We start from the raw sequence: 18,631 nt of genomic DNA, 5'->3' as shown, positions 1-18,631 counted from the left end.
ACAAAGCAAACTGACATTATAAAGTGGCAAAAAGAACAACAAATCGACCCCAGAAAAGACTCACTTTTATAGATATTATAAAAGGAAACTTTCTGAATCGTGATGAGATCAAAATACATTACAAGTATTTTCTCCTGTTGTTTATATTGATGATGGCAATGATTTATACCAACCATCTCGTCAATAAAAAAATTAAAATTGTAAACGCCTTAAAAGAGGAAACAGAAGAATACAAATCGAGAAATGCTTACGCCCAGAGTAAGCTGATCAAAGTAAAAATGGAATCAGAACTGGGGAAAGAAGTTGCCAGGGATTCATTGATGACCCTGGAAAACCACCCTCACAAATTGCTAATAAAACTGGACAGTACAGATGCAAAAGCAAAATGAATACGACAATAAACGTAAGAAAACGTTACGATGGGGCTACCTCTTTGCAGTGGTAGCTTTGTGCGTGTTTGTAATGTTCTTGGCAAGAATTGTTATTCTTCAGAATACCAATGTTCAGGAAATTAAAGACGATTACATTAATAAAAACTATCGTGAAGCTACTTTAAAGGCTGCCCGCGGTAATCTTTTTGCGTCTGACGGCTCTATTCTCGCAACCACAGTGATGCGATATGACATCTTTCTTGACTTCAAAACGATGAAAGATACGGTGTACTCCAACCACATCGAAGCGCTGACAGATTCTCTGAGCAAAATGTTCGGAAAATCCAGAGGAGAATTCAGACAGAAATTTGACGAACAGAAGAAAAAGAAAAACCAGTACTATACTTTGGTAAAAGGACTGGATTTCGATCAATATGACAGAATCCGAAAGTTCCCTATCTTCAAAAAAGGTAAAAATAAAGGAGGATTTATCGTTGACAGAAACTACAAAAGAGAGTTGGCCACTTCAGAAATCGGTGCCGGAACCATCGGTATGGATAACGGAGAGCTTAGATCAGGACTAGAAGGTGCTTTCTCGAAATATTTAACGGGTACCGACGGTAAAAGACTGGAGCAGAGAATTAATTCATCCCAATGGAAACCTATCGACTTCTGGAAAGTTCAGGAACCGGTAGATGGAGAAGATGTATATACAACCCTAGATCTCAGAATTCAAGACATTGCACACTCCGCTCTGGAGAAGCAGTTGATCCATTTTGAAGCAAAACATGGAACTGTGATTGTAATGGAAGTTGAAACCGGAAAGGTACGTGCCCTTGTCAACTTAAGAAGAACAGATTCAGGAGATTATGAAGATTCTTACAACTACGCCCTAAAAGATAATATTGAGCCCGGATCCACTTTTAAAACCATTTCGCTTTTAGCAGCAATGGATGACGGCTTCATTGATGAAAATACAACTGTAAACGTAGGAAACGGTGTCTGGACTTATGCAAAACAGAGAATTTCTGACGGACACGGCGGAGGAACATATGATATCAGTGATGTTTTAGCTAAATCCAGTAATGTAGGAACAGCAAAACTGATCACAAAATATTATGCAGAAAAGCCTCAGATTTTCCTTGACCACCTGAAACGTTGGAAGTTATTTGACAAAATGGATATAGAACTTCCGGGAATCACAAAACCAAAGATCGTAACTCCACAAAATAAAAGATGGAATGCCGCAACGCTGGCTTCTATTTCTTACGGGTATTCTTCCAACATCAACCTTCTGCAGTTGACAACTTTCTACAACGGCGTTGCCAATGGCGGAAAAATGCTTAAACCTTTATTCATTGATAAAATCATGAAAGATGGCAAAGTAATGTACAATGCCAAACCTGAAGTAATGGTAAACAAAATGGCTTCTGAAAAAGCGATTAAAATGATGACCAGTGCTTTAACCAAAGCGGTAGAAAAAGGAACAGGACGAAGCATCTTTACTCCCAACCTTAAAATGGCAGGTAAAACAGGAACTGCAAGATTTGAATACTGGCTGCCTGGCCCTATGAAATACCGCGCATCATTTGCAGGGTTTTATCCGGCAGACGCGCCAAAATACACCTGCTATGTAATGATAAGTGAACCCAATACATCAATAGGATTTTATGGAGGACCCGTTTCAGCACCCGTATTTAAGGAAATTGCAGGTAAAACATTCCTGAAAACTCCTCAGAATATCGAAAAAGAAATGCTTGTAGACAAAAAGGTAAACCTGAGCAAAATGGTTGAACCTAATGTAAAAGTAGCAGTAAATGATAAACAAATGCCTAATGTGGTAGGATTAATTGGTAAAAATGTAATCCCGCAATTGGAAAACTTAGGATACCGTGTCGACTATAAAGGAGTGGGAAGAATTAAAGAACAATTCCCTCTGGAAGGCACAACGATCAGCAAGAACCAGAGAATTTATTTGTCTCTGCAACATTAAGAACAAAGTCCCGCAAGGACCATTTAAAACAAAATAGGGCAAGCCTTATTGATAAAGATGATTATAACAGAATTAGTAAACAGAATCCCAGTACTGGAAATCCACGGTGATAGCAACCGTGAGGTGGCTGAATTGGTGATTGACAGCAGAAAAGTTACAGAAAACTCTCTTTATATTGCTATGAGAGGAACAGTGATGGATGGTCACTCATTCATTGCATCTGCTATTGAAAAAGGTGCTGCAGGAATCGTTTGCGAAGAATTTCCAGAAACATTGGTTGAAAATATAACCTATATTCAGGTGAAAGATTCATCTAAAGCTCTGGGTCATCTTGCTTCCAATTTCTACGGAAATCCTTCTCAGAAACTAAAGCTGATAGGAGTTACCGGAACTAATGGAAAAACATCTGTTTCTACCCTTCTTTTTGATGTTTTCAAAAACCTGGGCTATGACTCTGCTTTGCTTTCCACTGTTGAGATCAGAATCGGTGAAGAAATTATTCCGGCCACCCATACCACTCCTGATGTGATTACCATCAACAGAATTTTAGCAGAAGCGGTAGAAAAAGGATGCGAATTTGCTTTTATGGAAGTAAGCTCACACGGAATTGCCCAAAACAGAATTGAAGGACTACACTTCAAAATAGCAGGCTTCACCAACCTTACTCATGATCATTTAGATTATCATAAAACCTTTGAAGAATATTTAAAAACAAAGAAAAGATTCTTTGACCAGTTAGAAGATACAGCTATTGCCATCACTAATGTAGATGACAAAAATGGGAATGTCATGCTTCAGAATACTAAGGCTTCAAAAAAGTCTTATGCTTTGAAAACCATGGCAGACTATCACGGAAAATTGTTGGAAGTAGATTTCAACGGAATGCTGTTGAACTTCAACGGAAAGGAATTCTGGACAACACTTACCGGGAAGTTCAATGTATACAACTTGCTGCTTGTATTCGGGATTGCTGCTGAACTTGGTTTTGAGCAGGATGAAATTCTTCAGGCGGTCAGCAAATTAAAAAGAGTTTCCGGAAGATTTGAAACCTTCAAATCCGATGGCGGAATTTTCTTTATTGTAGATTATGCACACACTCCGGATGCATTGGAAAACATTCTGGACAGCATTAACGATATCAGAACCAAAAACGAAAGATTAATCACCGTATTCGGCTGTGGAGGAGACAGAGATCACTCCAAAAGACCTGAAATGGGAAATATTGCCTCTAAAAAATCAACATTGGCAATTATCACTTCAGATAATCCGAGAACAGAGGATCCTACCCAGATTATCAAAGAAATTGAAGCAGGCATTGAACCTCAAAACTTCAGCAAGTACACTTCAATCCCAGACAGGAGAGAAGCCATAAAGATGGCGATAAAATTTGCAGAACCTAAAGATATTGTTTTGGTTGCCGGAAAAGGGCACGAAACCTATCAGGAGATAAATGGTGTAAAACATCATTTTGATGACAAAGAAGTAATTAATGAGCTTTGGAAATTAATGAGCAAGTAAATTACAAGCGATAATTGATACATAATAACAACTTTATCATTCATCAATTATCAATGATTATTTATTAACAATTGAAACTATGCTATACTATCTATACGAATATCTAACCAACCATGGAATCCATGTTCCGGGATTAGGATTGTTGAAATACATTTCCTTCCGTGCCGGAATGGCTGTACTATTCTCTCTGATTATTGCTCTTGTCTACGGAAAAAGAGTAATCAATTACCTGAGAACAAAACAAATGGGAGAATTGGTACGTGATCTTGGATTGGATGGTCAAAAACAAAAAGAAGGAACTCCTACCATGGGAGGGCTCATCATCATTTTGGCAACCATCATTCCCGTATTGCTGTTTACAAGAATTACCAATGTATATATTGTTCTGTTGCTGGTTTCAATGTTCTGGATGGGAGCTATTGGTTTCCTAGATGATTATTTAAAGAAAATCAAAAAAAACAAAGACGGCTTAAGTGGTAAATTCAAAATTGTAGGCCAGGTTGGTTTAGGGCTAATTGTCGGAATTACAATGTATTTCCACCCAGACATTACCGTTAAAAGAAAATATGCCGATGCTAAAGTGGTCAACAGAAATAATGTCGAGCAAAACTTTATGCCTACTGAAAAAATTACTGTTTCTACCGTTCCTTTTGCCAAAAACAATGAGTTCGATTATAGCGGAATTTTGTTTTGGATGAATGATAAAGATGCTCATGAGTGGGCATGGATTGTGTTTATTCCTATTGTCATCTTCATTGTAACAGCTGTTTCAAACGGTGCCAACATTACAGATGGAATCGACGGTCTGGCGGCAGGAACAAGTGCCATTATACTACTATCGCTGGCGCTCTTTGCTTATCTTTCCGGGAACATCATTTTTGCAGACTATCTCAATATCATGTTCCTTCCCAATATGGGTGAAACCACCATTTTTGCCGTCGCAATGGTAGGTGCGGTGATCGGATTCTTCTGGTACAACACCTATCCTGCGCAGGTTTTCATGGGAGATACCGGAAGTTTGATGCTGGGAGGAGTAATTGCCGTTTTAGCCATTATTTTAAGAAAAGAATTGCTGATTCCTGTATTATGCGGAATCTTCTTAATTGAAAACCTGTCTGTAATGCTTCAGGTAGTTGTTTTCAAATACAGAAAAAGAAAATACGGGTTGGAATATGCCCAAAACAATAGACTATTCAAAATGTCACCATTACACCACCATTATCAGAAAGAAGGTTTCCACGAAAGTAAAATCGTGAACAGAATGATCATCATTGGGGTAATACTGGCTATTGTATGTCTGATCACATTAAAAATGAGATAAAAACCAATTTAAAAATTAAAAGATTGAAACATTGAAGAATTTTTTAATCGCTAAATCTTTTAATCATTAAATCCAAATAATATGAAAATAGTTGTTTTAGGAGGTGGAGAAAGCGGATGCGGAGCTGCTTATTTGGCTAAAAAGAAAGGTCTGGAAGTATTTCTTTCAGATAAAGGAGCCATTAAGGATAACTATAAGCAGTTTCTTACCGATAATGAAATTGAATTTGAAGAAGGAAACCACGATGAAGAAAGGGTTTTAAACGCTGACTGGATCGTAAAAAGCCCGGGAATTCCGAAAAAGGCGGAGATCATTCATAAAATTCATGAAAAAGGAATCAGACTTTCCTCTGAAATTGAATTTGCTTCTGAATTTACAGATGCAAAGATTATTGCCATTACCGGAAGCAACGGAAAAACAACCACTACTTCCCTAATCTATTATATCTTGAAAAATGACGGATTGAATGTAGGTTTGGGAGGAAATATCGGATATAGCTTTGCCAAGCAGGTGGCAGATGAAAACCATGAATATTATGTATTGGAAGTAAGCTCTTTCCAGTTGGATGATATTCAAAATTTCAGACCTTATATCTCTTTACTGTTGAATCTGTCTCAGGATCACCTGGATCAGTATAACTACAACTATGAAGAATATGCTTTGGCAAAATTCAGAATCACTGAAAATCAGGAAAATGATAATTTCTTCATCTATAACAAGGATGATGAAATGAGCAAAAATCTTCTTGAAAAGCTTGAAATAAAGGCTAAAATGATTCCATTCTCAACAAAAGAAAAGTTATCTGAAGGAGGTTTTGTAAATGAAGATGAGATTGTTGTAAAAATGAAAGACGAATTCTCAATGAAAGTTGATGAATTGTCTCTGTTGGGAAATCACAATGTAGCGAACAGCTTAGCAGCATCTATTGCAGGTAAGATATTAAAAATCAACAATGAAAGCATCAGACATTCATTGATGACATTCCAGGCTGTAGAACACAGATTGGAATTGGTGACTGAAATTGATAGTGTAAAATACATCAACGACAGTAAAGCAACCAATGTGAACGCTACTTATTATGCTCTAGAAAGCATGAAAACACCAACCGTATGGATCGTTGGTGGATTAGATAAAGGAAATGACTATACCGAAATTGAAGATTTGGTCAAAAGAAAAGTAAAGGCAATTGTTTGCCTTGGAGTAGATAACAAGAAGATCATAGATTTCTTTAAAGACAAAAAAGAAGTTATTTATGATACTTCAAGCATGGAAGAAGCCGTGAGGATTTCCAAATCACTGGCTAAGAAAGGCGATACCGTCTTATTATCTCCGTGTTGCGCAAGTTTTGACTTGTTCAAAAGCTATGAAGACAGAGGACGCCAGTTTAAAGAGCAGGTACTAAAGTAAAATGTTTTTTGTACAAAGTACATTATACATCAATACAAAATTATGGACGAACAGAACACAGAAAACAGATTTGAATTTCTAAAGGGCGATAAAGTACTTTGGATGGTCATCCTTGTGATCTCCATTTTCTCTATTTTCCCTGTATACTCTGCAAGTTCAAATCTCGAATACATTGTTAATAACGGGACTACAACGGGTCACGTTATCAAACATATGTTCTTTGTAGTCTTAGGATTAGCAATTATGCGACTGGTAGGAACAATAAAATATGAATATATCGGAAAGCTCAGCAGTATTCTGCTCGGTCTTATGATTGTTCTGCTGATTGTTACCATGTTTACCGGGCAAACCATTGACGGAGCCAGTGCTTCCAGATGGCTGAAAATCCCGGGAACACCAATTTCCTTCCAGCCTTCATCATTTGCCTTTTTAATGCTGATTATCTATCTGTGCAGATATTTAACCAAAAAGATCACAAGAGAAAGACTTCCAATAGAGAATATCATGTATATTTTCGGGCCTATCCTGCTTGTTTTTGTATTGGTAGCAAAAGATAACGGTTCCACGGCATTAATGATTTTAATGGTTTCCGTAGTGGTTCTTGTCATAGGACAGCTTCACTGGAAATACATTGCAGGGTTTATTTCTGCCTCATTTGTAGCTATTGTTTTATTTTTATTAATAGCTCTGAATACGAACATGATTGGCGGAAACCGTGTTCATACATGGATGAGCCGTGTAGAAACATTTACTTCAAGCAAAGCAAAATCAGCCGATGTAGATGATGAAAGTATAAAAGCAAAAAACTATCAGGTAATGCAGGCTAAAGCAGCCATCGTACATGGTGGAATCACCGGAATGGGACCAGGAAAAAGTGCATTGAAACAAATGCTTCCACAGTCTGCCTCCGACTTTATCTTCGCGGTTATTGTAGAAGAATACGGAGTGATTGGAGCCGCTTTTCTCATCTGTTTATATCTGATTATGATGATACGGATCGTGATGATCGCCAGTAAAATGCCTGCTTTTTTCGGATCCTTGCTCGTTCTCAGTCTCGGGGTAATGATTTTTATACAGCTTTCAGTAAACATAGCCGTTGCAGTCAACCTGATCCCGGTAACAGGACAGCCGCTGCCTTTGATAAGTTACGGAGGAACCTCAATGCTGGTAACCTATTTACAGTTAGGTATTATTTTAAATATAAGCTCAAGGATTCAGATTTATGATGAAGAAGGAATGGGCAAAAAACAAAGTGTAGCAGAAATAAACGATATCGCTTAAGATGGACAAAAAATTAAAAATAGTATTATCAGGCGGAGGAACAGGAGGTCATATCTTCCCAGCCATCGCCATTGCTGATGAAATCAAAAAAAGATTTCCTGATGCAGAATTTTTGTTCATTGGTGCCAATGGAAAGATGGAAATGGAAAAAGTTCCACAGGCAGGGTATAAAATTGAGGGAATTGATATCGCAGGAATCGACAGAGGAAATTTGTTATCCAATTTAGACCTGCCATTCAAAATTCTGAAGAGTTTATCAAAGTCTAAAAAGATTATTAAAAACTTTGCTCCTGATTTTGCCGTAGGAACTGGAGGATTTGCCAGCGGACCCGCTCTTTATGAAGCAAGCAAAATGGGAATTCCTATTTTCATACAGGAACAGAATGCTCATGCGGGAGTAACCAATAAAATTTTAAGCAAGAAAGCGAAAGCCGTTTTTACAGCTTATCCAAAAGTGGAAGGTTTTCCGGCAGAAAAAATAAAATTTCTGGGAAATCCGATTCGTGAGAACATTGTTTCAGGAATGCAGGAAACAACCCAGGCAAAAGAAAAAATGGGATTGAATAAAGATAAGCTTACGATTCTGTCTGTAGGTGGTTCTTTAGGCTCCAGAACATTGAATAATGCATGGAAATCTCATTTAAAACAAATGACAGATAAAGATTATCAGCTGATCTGGCAGACAGGAAAGCTTGATTATAAAGATATTGTAAACGAAACAAAAGATACAGACACTCCTAATATTCAGATTCTTGAATTCATCAAAGATATGGAACTGGCTTATTCTGCAGCTGATATCATCGTTTCAAGAGCCGGAGCTATTGCCATTTCAGAGTTAGCCGTAGCACAAAAACCGGTCCTTTTGGTTCCTTTCCCTTTTGCAGCGGAAGACCACCAAACTAAAAATGCCATGAATCTGGTTGAAAAAAATGCAGCAAGAATGGTAAAAGACTCTGAAATGCAGGAAAAATTCTGGAATACATTATCAGAAATCTGCGAAAATGAAAGGGTAAGGAAAGAAATGTCTGACAATCTTAAATATTTTGCCAAGCCAAATGCCGCAAAAGAGATTGTAGATGAGATTTTTAAAGTAATAAAATAATTAAAAGGCTTCGACAAGCTCAGCCTGACACCGTTAAAACTTATTTCATTAACGAGTCATGAATGTTAGTTGATTAAAGCTTTATAATAAAAATATTAGTAATTAAACTCTGAATTGGTTCAAGAGTCATTAAAGATTAAAATATAAATGAACATTTTACAAACATATCAGACTTTTTACTTCGTTGGAATCGGAGGTATCGGAATGAGTGCATTAGCGCGCTATTTCAATGCATCCGGAAAAAAAGTATTGGGTTACGATAAAACCAATACAAAATTGACTCAGAATCTGATGAATGAAGGGATTGATATTGTTTTTGAAGACTTTATTGATGAAAGGATAACTTCTCTTCAGAAAGAAGATACATTGGTCATCTATACTCCGGCTATTAAAACACTTGGAATATTGGATTACTTCAATGAAAATCAATTTGAAGTGTTGAAGCGAGCTAAAGTTTTAGGATTAATCACTGAAAATACAGATTGTATCGCTATTGCGGGAACTCATGGAAAAACAACCACGTCAACCCTTGTAGCTCATTTATGCAAAGAAGCAGATCTGCCTTTCTCATGTTTTTTAGGAGGAATTTCTGAAAACTTTAAATCGAACTTCCTGTACAACGGTTCCAAATATTCTGTGGTAGAGGCGGATGAATATGACAGAAGCTTCCTGAACCTTTCTCCGGATTGGGCAGTTGTAACCTCTACAGATGCAGACCATTTGGATATTTATGGAGATAAAAGTCATATTGAAGAAGGGTTCAGACAGTTTGCGGCTTTAGTGCCTCAGGATAAACAGCTCTTTGTAAGAAAAGGAGTAGAAATTGGCAGAGGACATCAAACGTATGCTGTAAATGAGCCTGCAGACTACTATTCTGACAACCTGAGAATGGATCATGATAAAATTTATTTTGACTTCCATACTCCTACCGAAACAATAAAGGATTTTGTATGGGAAATTCCGGGAATCCATAATGTGGAGAATGCTACTGTAGCACTAGCGATTCTGCATAATTTAGGCGCAGATTTTGATACGCTGAAAAAAGCTATTGCCAACTTTAAAGGAATTAAAAGAAGATATACCAAACATATTTATCAAAACGGTAAAATTTATATTGATGATTATGCTCACCACCCTACAGAAATCAATGCTGTAGTGAGCTCAATCAGAACATTTTACCCTGATAAAAAACTAGTCGTGGTCTTCCAGCCTCACCTTTTCAGCAGAACGAGAGATTTCGCAGATGGATTTGCAGAAAGTTTAAGCAAAGCAGATGAACTTATTCTGCTTGATATTTACCCTGCAAGAGAACTTCAGGAGAATTTTCAAGGAGTTAATTCAAGCTGGCTGCTGGACAAAGTGACATTAGATAAGAAAGAAGTATCGACATTATCCGATGCTTTTGAAAAAATAAAAGAAAAAGATTTTGATATCCTTCTTACCGTAGGTGCAGGAAATATAGATACCCTGTATGATCCTATTTGTGAATGGATACAAAAGATTTGATTATAAACGCAATGCACGCAAAGAAAGAATAAAAATTTGTTCGCACACTCAGCGATAATGATGAAATAACAAATATACCTATAAGAAGAGTAGTAGATTTATTAAAAAACAAATTATAAAAGTTACAGCCTTTGCTGAGTGAAACGCCCTCGCGAACGAAAAAAAAGAAGAGTTAAGTCTCTTTGCGATCATAGCGTTAAAAAATAAAAACACAAAATGTATGACAGAAAATGAAATTTCAGAGATTGCTTTCAATGCTGGAATGAAAATACATCGTACGCTTGGAATTGGACTTTATGAAAATGTATATGAAGAATGTTTAGTTTATGAGCTAAAAAATAGAGGGTTAAATGTAGAAAGTCAAAAAAAATATTGACATTGAATATGAAAAGTTGAAAATTTCTAAAGCGTTCAGAGTAGATTTATTCATTGAAAACAAGGTAATAATTGAAATAAAGGCAGTTCAGGAAATTAATGACTATCATTTTTTCCAGCTTTTAAATTATTTAAGAATAACAGATATAAAACTTGGAATGATTTAAATTTTCATTCAATGTTATTTAAAAATGGTGTAAAACGAGTTGCAAATAAATTATAAAGAAAATAAAATTGCTTTACGTCCTTTAATGGCTAAAGAAAAATATGAAAAATAAATACAGAATATTAAAAATTGCTGTCACTGTAATCATCCTTGGATTGTTACTGAGTTTCTCGTTGAAGAGATTCAGCCACCAACAGATTACAGACAATAAGATTTCTGTAAAAATGAGTGAAAAAACTCCGGTTTATTTTGTTGATGAAAAAGACATCAGGGAGATTGTAAAAAAAGAAAACCCTTCTGGAAAAGTGGGCGACCTTAATATTCCTTCTTTAGAAAAAAGAATCAATTCACTTCCGGCGGTCGACAGTGCTAATGTCTACCTGAACCTGAATGGAAAACTGAATCTGGATATCAAGCAGAGAGTTCCTGTTTTCAGGCTTAATAAAGACGGAAAAGACTTTTACGTAGATGAAAAAGGAGTTGAATTTCCAATTTCAAGAACGTATTCGCATCCATGTATGCTGGTAACCGGAAATGTACAGCCGGATGAATATGAAAAACTGGCAGAGCTGGTAGGAAAGATCGATAAAGATGATTTCAGCAAGAAATATTTTATCGGGATTTCAAAAAGCAAAGAAAGCTACAATCTTCTGACAAGTGAAGGGAATTACCGGGTAGAGATTGGAGATCTGGATAATATTGATTTTAAAGTAAAAGGATTCAAAACCTTCGTGGAAAAATATCTTGTCTACCAGGATCCACAGAAGTACAGTATGATTTCTGTAAAATACCAGAATCAGATTGTTACTACTTTAAACCCTTATTTTAAAGAAAATGACAGTATTTTAAAAGCAGGAAAATTAGAACTGACAAAAGCTCCTGCTCCAATGGCATCAACAAAGAAGACAGAGGCCAGACCAAAAATAGCGGAAGCAAAAAAAACGAGCTCCACGCCGGCAAAACCGAAAGAGAGCGCGAAACCGAAAACACATACAAAAGAAACGAAAAAAACAGAAAAAAAATCAACCGCTAAGGCCCTATCCAAGCCAAAGGCAAAAGTAAAAATAGAATAAGTCCTTTCGGGACATTCAATACACAAATAGGAGATCATCTTTAGAGAAAAAAAGGAAAAAGTAGAAAAAATCAAATCGATATAAAAATGGAAAATCAAGAGTATTCAGTGGGTCTGGACATCGGGACAACAAAGATAGTCGCGATTGTCGGAAGAAGGAATGCACACGGGAAAATAGAAGTTCTCGGTGTAGGAAAAGCTAAAAGTCTTGGTGTTCATAAAGGTATTGTGAATAATATTTCACAGACTATTAATTCAATCAAGGCTGCAGTATCCGAAGCACAGTCCAGTGCTGGTGTTCCTATCCGCAAAGTTACGGTAGGTATTGCAGGAAAACACATTCGTTCTCTGCAGCACTCCGATTATATTATGCGTGAACATCCTGATAAATTTATTACAGACGATGACATTGAAGCATTAAAAGATCAGGTGAAAAAGCTGGTTATGCTTCCTGGAGAAGAAATTATCCACGTACTTCCTCAAGAATATAAAGTGGATTCCGAGGGTGAAATTCAGGAACCCGTTGGAATGCATGGAAAGCGTTTAGAAGCTAACTTCCACGTTGTAGTAGGCCAAATGGGCAGCATCAGAAATATTGCAAGATGCGTTCGTGAAGCCGGACTAGAAATGGAAGCCCTTACTTTAGAGCCATTGGCATCTTCTGAAGCTGTTCTTACAAAAGAAGAAAAAGAAGCTGGTGTCGCTATTGTTGACATTGGTGGTGGTACAACAGATATTGCGATATTTAAAGATAACATCATCCGTCATACCTGTGTGATTCCATACGGAGGCGGAATTATTACCGAAGATATCAAAGAAGGCTGTTCCATCATAGAGAAACATGCAGAACAACTTAAAGTAAAGTTTGGTTCGGCTGTTCCCGAATTAGAAAAAGATAGTACTTTTGTAACCATACCGGGGCTTCACGGCAGACCGGACAAAGAAATTTCTTTAAAAACTTTAGCACAAATCATCAATGCAAGAGTAGAAGAAGTTTTAGAAATGGTCAATACAGAACTGAAAGCTTATGGTGCTTTTGAACAAAAGAAAAAACTTATTGCAGGAATCGTTCTTACAGGTGGTGGTTCAAACTTAAAACATCTTCGTCAGCTGGCCAATTATACCACTGGTTTTGACAGCAGAATAGGTTTTGCGAATGAATATATCGCCAACGATAAAAATCAGTACCTGAAAGGCCCTGAATTTGCTACGTCTATCGGGTTACTGATGGAGAGTTTAAAGATCAGAGACAAAAAGCAGAATGCTGATGAAATCATGGAAGTTGTTGCAGAACAGCCAAAGCCTGAAACCGCTTCAGTACAGACAGAAACTGTTCAGCCGGTTCAGCATGCAACACCCGTTCAGGAGCAGCAGTCTTTTGAAAATGAAAGACAGGAGAACAGAAAGGCGAAATTGACCTTCGGGCAGTCGCTTATGGAAAAAGTAAAAAAATTCTTTGAAGAAGTAGAATAAATTATAAATGGTGAATGATAAGCGATAAACGATCTTTTCCTTATCAATTATCATCAATCAATTATCAATTATAATTATTAAAAGTATAGTTATGGAAAATATAGGTACACAAGGATTTTCATTTGATTTGCCAAAAGGAAATTCATCCATCATAAAAGTAATCGGTGTAGGGGGCGGTGGAAACAACGCTCTGAAGCACATGTACGAGAAAGGAATTCACGGAGTTGATTTCGTGATTTGTAATACAGATGCTCAGACTCTTGATAATAACCCGGTTGCTAATAAAGTTCAGTTAGGAACCACAATCACAGAAGGTCTTGGAGCAGGTGCAGACCCTGAGGTTGGTGAAAAATCGGCAATCGAAAGTATTGAAGATATTAAAGCAGCTATGGGACAAAACACTAAAATGGTGTTTATCACTGCCGGAATGGGCGGTGGTACCGGTACCGGAGCAGCTCCTGTCATTGCTAAAGTAGCAAAAGACATGGGAATTCTTACTGTAGGTATTGTTACCGTTCCTTTCAGTTTTGAAGGTAAAAGAAGACTTGATCAGGCTGAAAATGGTCTTGATAAACTAAAAAATAATGTTGATTCATTAATTGTTATCAACAACGATAAACTAAGACAGCAGTTCGGAAACCTTGGATTCAAGCAGGGATTCTCAAAAGCCGATGAAGTTCTAGCTAATGCAGCCAAAGGTATGGCAGAAGTTATTACAGGTTACTTTGATGTAAACATTGACTTTAGAGATGCTAAATCTGTACTTCAGAATTCAGGTACCGCTTTGATGTCTACAGGAACTGCTTCAGGTGAAAATAAAGCCGAAGAAGCGGTAAGAAAAGCCCTTGATTCTCCATTATTGAATGATAATAAGATTACAGGTGCCAAAAACGTTCTGTTATTGATCAGAAGTGGTGCTGAAGAAGTAACCATGGATGAGATCGGTATCATCATGGACCATATTCAGAAAGAAGCTGGAAACACCGCAGATATTATCTTCGGAGTAGGTGCTGATGAGGAATTGGGAGATGCAGTAAGCGTTCTTGTTATCGCAACAGGATTCTCTAACGACAATAAGAAATTTGCAGGACCTACAGAGAAAATCAGAATCAGTCTTAACGACAGCTTCGATGCTCCGAAAAACTCCCCTTTCAAAACAAGAGAGGAAAGAGAGTCTGCACCTGATACCACCTATGATTCCAGCAGAGCCAATCATTTCAGATTAGATGATGAAGACCACAGCACACAGTTCAAGGTTACATCCATTGAAAAAAAAATGATTCTTGAAGAAGAGCAGGTAAGACCCGAAATAAAATTCTCTGATAAAGAGGAAGATATTATAAACACTCCTGAACAGGCGTGGAAAAACGAAGAAGAAAGTGAGCAGGAATACAGCTTATTTTCTATTGACGAAGAGAATGAAGATCCAAACGACCTGGAAATTCAGTCTTTCTCATTTGATTTTGAAAATAAAAAAGATGAACCGCAGGCAGGAACTCCATTCAGCAGCTCGTTTACAGAAGAAAAGCCTGTTGAATTCAGCTTCTTTGTAAACGAACCTGTGAGAAACGAGCCTAATACCGATTTCGGACAGCCAAAAGCAGAATTTAACAACCCAAGCAATGCTGCTGTAGCTGAACCGGCTCAGAAGATTGAAACCTTCTATCAGAAACAGGAAGAACCAAAAGCAGAAAAAAAAACTGCTTTTGAAAACAAAACAGAAATTGAAGCTCCAAAAACGGAAGAATCAGAATTCACTTTTGTGAATAAAACGATCGACCAGGACAGAGTGATTGAAAGAAGAAATAAATTGAAAGAATTCAACTCACGCTACCAGAGCTTTGACAGCACAAGTGAGTTTGAATCTATTCCTGCTTTCAAAAGAAAAAATATTTCGATCGACGGAACCAATGCTTCAGATCAGAACATCAACACGTATCTGTCTGACAACAACGGATCTATGCAGATCAGAGAAAACAGATTTTTAAATAAAGACGTAGACTAAAATAAGTGTATTAATGTATTGATGAGTCACTCTGTAAAATCATCAATACATTAATCCTTTCACATTAGTACAAATAAGAATAACATGAGTTTAGAAAATATAATAAGCGAAGCTATAAAAACAGCCATGAGAGAAAAAGACAGAGTAGCTCTGGACTCTCTTCGTGCTGTAAAATCTCAGATTCTTCTTTTACAGACAGAAGCAAGAGGCGCTGAAGTTTCCGCAGAGCAGGAAATTGCTATTCTGCAGAGAATGATCAAGCAGCGTAAAGATTCTTTTGAGCAGTTTTCAGCTCAAGGAAGACAGGATCTTGCAGAAGTAGAAGAAGCTCAAATGAAAGTAATTGAGAAGTTTTTACCTAAACAACTTTCTGCTGAAGAACTTGAAACAGAAATTAAAAATATTATTTCTGAAACCGGAGCTGAATCTATTAAAGATTTAGGGAAGGTAATGGGAGCAGCATCAAAAGTATTAGCCGGAAAATCTGACGGAAAAAGTATTTCCGAGATGGCTAAAAAGCTCCTGTCTTAGTTGATAACTAACCGTTGACGGCGATCCATAACCCTTCAACTTATTTTCTATCAACTATTTATATTAGGATATACAACCTTTGCATATCGATTTGATTAAAGAAGCCCGGAACTTTTCAGTTCCGGGCTTCGCTTTCTTTGGATATTAAAGTTTGTTAATCAGTTTTGATTCTAAAACTGGAAAAAGAATTAAGATACTACCATATTTCATAGAGTATTTAAGTGATTGATTGCTTGAGGGAAAGCCTTAAATGTTTTTTTCATGGTCGTTTGTTTTTCAGAATCATTTCAAAATTAATAATAATTTTCCATTATTCCTAGTCTTAATTCACATTTTTTTGAATATTATTACAATATTAATATTTGATTAATTTTATATGACTAATCGATTGATAGTTTTTATATATTGAACAAACGCAAAGAAATGCTTAACTTTGTACAGATAAAAACAAAATATATGTATCCAACAGATTTAGTAATGCCTATGAAGGCAGAGCTTACAGATAAAGGTTTCCAGGACTTGACAACTCCAACTCAGGTAGAAGATGCATTGAAGCAGTCCGGAACTACATTATTGGTAATTAACTCCGTATGTGGTTGTGCAGCAGGTGCTGCAAGACCGGGTGTTGTATACTCTTTGACCGGAGATAAGAAACCTGATCATTTAACAACTGTATTTGCAGGATTTGATACTGAAGCTGTAGCTGAGGCAAGAAAACACCTTGCTCCATTCCCTCCAAGTTCTCCATGTGTAGCTCTTTTCAAAGATGGTGAATTGGTTCACATGCTGGAAAGACACCACATCGAAGGAAACCCTGCAGGAGCTATCGCAGCAAACCTACAGGCTGCATATGATGAGTATTGCTAAGAAACAATAATCTAAATATCAAACCGTTACAAATTTTGTAACGGTTTTTTTATTTAATCACGCAAAAAATTTTCAGAAAATTCAAATATCATTATATTTGTTGGAATGGCAACCAAAGCACTTTTCAATACCGTAGTCAACTGGTTCATCCGTCAGAGGATAGATCAGATACAGAATTTCATGGATCATCCCATTGAGACCCAGAAAGGTATACTCTTTTCCCAGCTGTTTCATGCAGAAGACACGGAATACGGTAAACTGTACGGATTCAATTCTATATCAAGTTATCAGGATTTTAAAAATAAGGTCCCGATCGTTACTTACGAAGAAATGGAACCTTATATTGAAAAAGCAAGGCAGGGTCAGAAAGATATAAGCTGGCCCGGGCTCATTAAACATTTTGCCAAATCGTCGGGAACCACTAACGCCAAGAGCAAATTTATCCCCATTTCTGCAGAAAGCCTGGAATACTGTCACATGAAGGCAGGAAAGGATATGGTTTCCATTTACGCCAATAATCATCCTGAAAATCAGCTTTTTAATTATAAAAATTTACGTTTAGGAGGAAGTTCTGAACTGTATGCTGATTTCAACACAAAATTTGGGGATTTATCCGCTATTTTAATTGATAACCTTCCATTTTGGGTAGAAATAACCACAACCCCAAGCAAGAAAGTCTCATTGATGGGAGAATGGGAAAGCAAACTGAAGGCGATCACCTCTGAAGTAAAAAATGAAGATGTGGGAAGTATCATTGGGGTACCAAGCTGGATGATGGTTCTCCTTCAAAAAGTATTAAAGGAAACCAATATCGGAAGTATTTCAGAACTATGGCCGAATCTGGAGGTGTTTTTTCACGGCGGAATCAGTTTCAAGCCCTACAGGGAGCAATTCAGACAGATCATCGGAAAAAACATCAATTACTACGAAATTTACAATGCTTCTGAAGGCTTCTTCGGGATACAGGACAGATCAGACAGTGATGAGATGCTTCTGATGCTGGATTACGGTATATTTTACGAATTCATTCCCATGGATCAGTTCCATTTTTCAAATCCGAAAGTGGTAAGCCTGGAAGATGTGGAAGTTGGAAAAAATTATGCAATGGTTATTACAACCAATGGCGGCTTATGGAGATATTTGATTGGTGATACTGTTGTCTTTACATCAACCAATCCGTTCAGAATCAAAATAACAGGAAGAACCAAACATTATATCAATGCTTTTGGTGAAGAACTGATGATTACCAATGTAGAATCTGCTCTTTCAAAAGCCTGTGAAGTTACTGGAGCACAAATCACGGATTTTACAGGAGCTCCTGTCTTTATGAAAGGAAACGAAGGAGGTGCCCATGAATGGATTTTTGAATTCAGCCAGCATCCTGATAATCTGGATAACTTTATTGATGCTTTTGATAAGCATTTAAAGACCATCAATTCTGATTATGAAGCGAAGAGATACAACAATATGACCCTTAAAAGGCCTATTGTACACATCGCGAAAACCAATCTTTTCTATCACTGGCTGGAAGCTAAAGGAAAACTTGGCGGGCAAAATAAAGTACCAAGATTAAGCAACGATAGAGAATATATTGAACCTTTGCTGGAAATGAATAAATAAAGATACAGAATATCCATTCTGGT

Annotated in this window: 16 protein-coding genes; all 16 read left to right on the top strand. The window is 37.0% G+C overall.

All coding sequences use genetic code 11. From position 1 onward, the window contains the following. Positions 1-23 precede the first annotated feature (23 nt). Positions 24-389, top strand: a complete 366-nt coding sequence (locus ACPF63_RS22105) for an FtsL-like putative cell division protein (protein WP_047377999.1) — start codon at positions 24-26, stop codon at positions 387-389. Continuing rightward, positions 373-2,364, top strand: coding sequence for a penicillin-binding transpeptidase domain-containing protein (locus ACPF63_RS22100; RefSeq protein ID WP_426481337.1), 1,992 nt, complete (start codon positions 373-375; stop codon positions 2,362-2,364). The genes ACPF63_RS22105 and ACPF63_RS22100 overlap by 17 nt, the downstream gene beginning before the upstream one ends. 57 nt (positions 2,365-2,421) lie before the next feature. Beyond that, on the top strand, positions 2,422-3,882 hold the full coding sequence (locus tag ACPF63_RS22095; RefSeq protein WP_426481336.1) for a UDP-N-acetylmuramoyl-L-alanyl-D-glutamate--2,6-diaminopimelate ligase: 1,461 nt from the start codon (positions 2,422-2,424) through the stop codon (positions 3,880-3,882). 79 nt (positions 3,883-3,961) lie between these two features. After that, positions 3,962-5,203 (top strand): phospho-N-acetylmuramoyl-pentapeptide-transferase, encoded by a 1,242-nt coding sequence (mraY, locus tag ACPF63_RS22090; RefSeq protein ID WP_047377995.1) that lies wholly within the window; start codon positions 3,962-3,964, stop codon positions 5,201-5,203. An 81-nt stretch (positions 5,204-5,284) separates the two neighbouring features. Then, positions 5,285-6,610, top strand: coding sequence for a UDP-N-acetylmuramoyl-L-alanine--D-glutamate ligase (murD, locus tag ACPF63_RS22085; protein WP_180564833.1), 1,326 nt, complete (start codon positions 5,285-5,287; stop codon positions 6,608-6,610). Between the two features lie 42 nt (positions 6,611-6,652). Next, a complete protein-coding gene (locus ACPF63_RS22080; protein WP_426481335.1) occupies positions 6,653-7,891 on the top strand; it encodes an FtsW/RodA/SpoVE family cell cycle protein in 1,239 nt (412 codons plus the stop codon). 1 nt (position 7,892) lies between these two features. After that, a complete protein-coding gene (murG, locus tag ACPF63_RS22075; RefSeq protein ID WP_426481334.1) occupies positions 7,893-8,993 on the top strand; it encodes an undecaprenyldiphospho-muramoylpentapeptide beta-N-acetylglucosaminyltransferase in 1,101 nt (366 codons plus the stop codon). A gap of 147 nt (positions 8,994-9,140) precedes the next feature. Beyond that, a complete protein-coding gene (gene murC / locus ACPF63_RS22070; protein ID WP_426481333.1) occupies positions 9,141-10,499 on the top strand; it encodes a UDP-N-acetylmuramate--L-alanine ligase in 1,359 nt (452 codons plus the stop codon). A gap of 220 nt (positions 10,500-10,719) precedes the next feature. Then, a complete protein-coding gene (locus ACPF63_RS22065) occupies positions 10,720-10,875 on the top strand; it encodes a GxxExxY protein (RefSeq protein ID WP_426481332.1) in 156 nt (51 codons plus the stop codon). A 16-nt stretch (positions 10,876-10,891) separates the two neighbouring features. Then, a complete protein-coding gene (locus ACPF63_RS22060) occupies positions 10,892-11,041 on the top strand; it encodes a GxxExxY protein (RefSeq protein WP_426481331.1) in 150 nt (49 codons plus the stop codon). 100 nt (positions 11,042-11,141) lie between these two features. Beyond that, complete coding sequence (locus ACPF63_RS22055) at positions 11,142-12,113, top strand: cell division protein FtsQ/DivIB (protein WP_426481330.1); 972 nt, start codon at positions 11,142-11,144, stop codon at positions 12,111-12,113. An 86-nt stretch (positions 12,114-12,199) separates the two neighbouring features. Then, positions 12,200-13,585, top strand: a complete 1,386-nt coding sequence (gene ftsA, locus ACPF63_RS22050) for a cell division protein FtsA (protein ID WP_077413163.1) — start codon at positions 12,200-12,202, stop codon at positions 13,583-13,585. Between the two features lie 91 nt (positions 13,586-13,676). After that, a complete protein-coding gene (gene ftsZ, locus ACPF63_RS22045; protein ID WP_426481329.1) occupies positions 13,677-15,590 on the top strand; it encodes a cell division protein FtsZ in 1,914 nt (637 codons plus the stop codon). A gap of 84 nt (positions 15,591-15,674) precedes the next feature. Beyond that, positions 15,675-16,121 (top strand): GatB/YqeY domain-containing protein, encoded by a 447-nt coding sequence (locus tag ACPF63_RS22040; RefSeq protein ID WP_047377988.1) that lies wholly within the window; start codon positions 15,675-15,677, stop codon positions 16,119-16,121. 456 nt (positions 16,122-16,577) lie between these two features. Next, positions 16,578-16,988 (top strand): BrxA/BrxB family bacilliredoxin, encoded by a 411-nt coding sequence (locus ACPF63_RS22035; protein ID WP_047379990.1) that lies wholly within the window; start codon positions 16,578-16,580, stop codon positions 16,986-16,988. Positions 16,989-17,093: 105 nt separating this feature from the next. Beyond that, positions 17,094-18,608 (top strand): GH3 auxin-responsive promoter family protein, encoded by a 1,515-nt coding sequence (locus ACPF63_RS22030; RefSeq protein ID WP_426481328.1) that lies wholly within the window; start codon positions 17,094-17,096, stop codon positions 18,606-18,608. Positions 18,609-18,631 lie beyond the last annotated feature (23 nt).

Origin of the sequence: Chryseobacterium sp. R2ACT005 (assembly GCF_049949215.1) — a bacterium.
In the GTDB taxonomy this organism is placed as follows: Bacteria; Bacteroidota; Bacteroidia; order Flavobacteriales; family Weeksellaceae; genus Chryseobacterium.
This window is presented reverse-complemented; position numbering and strand designations above follow the sequence as displayed.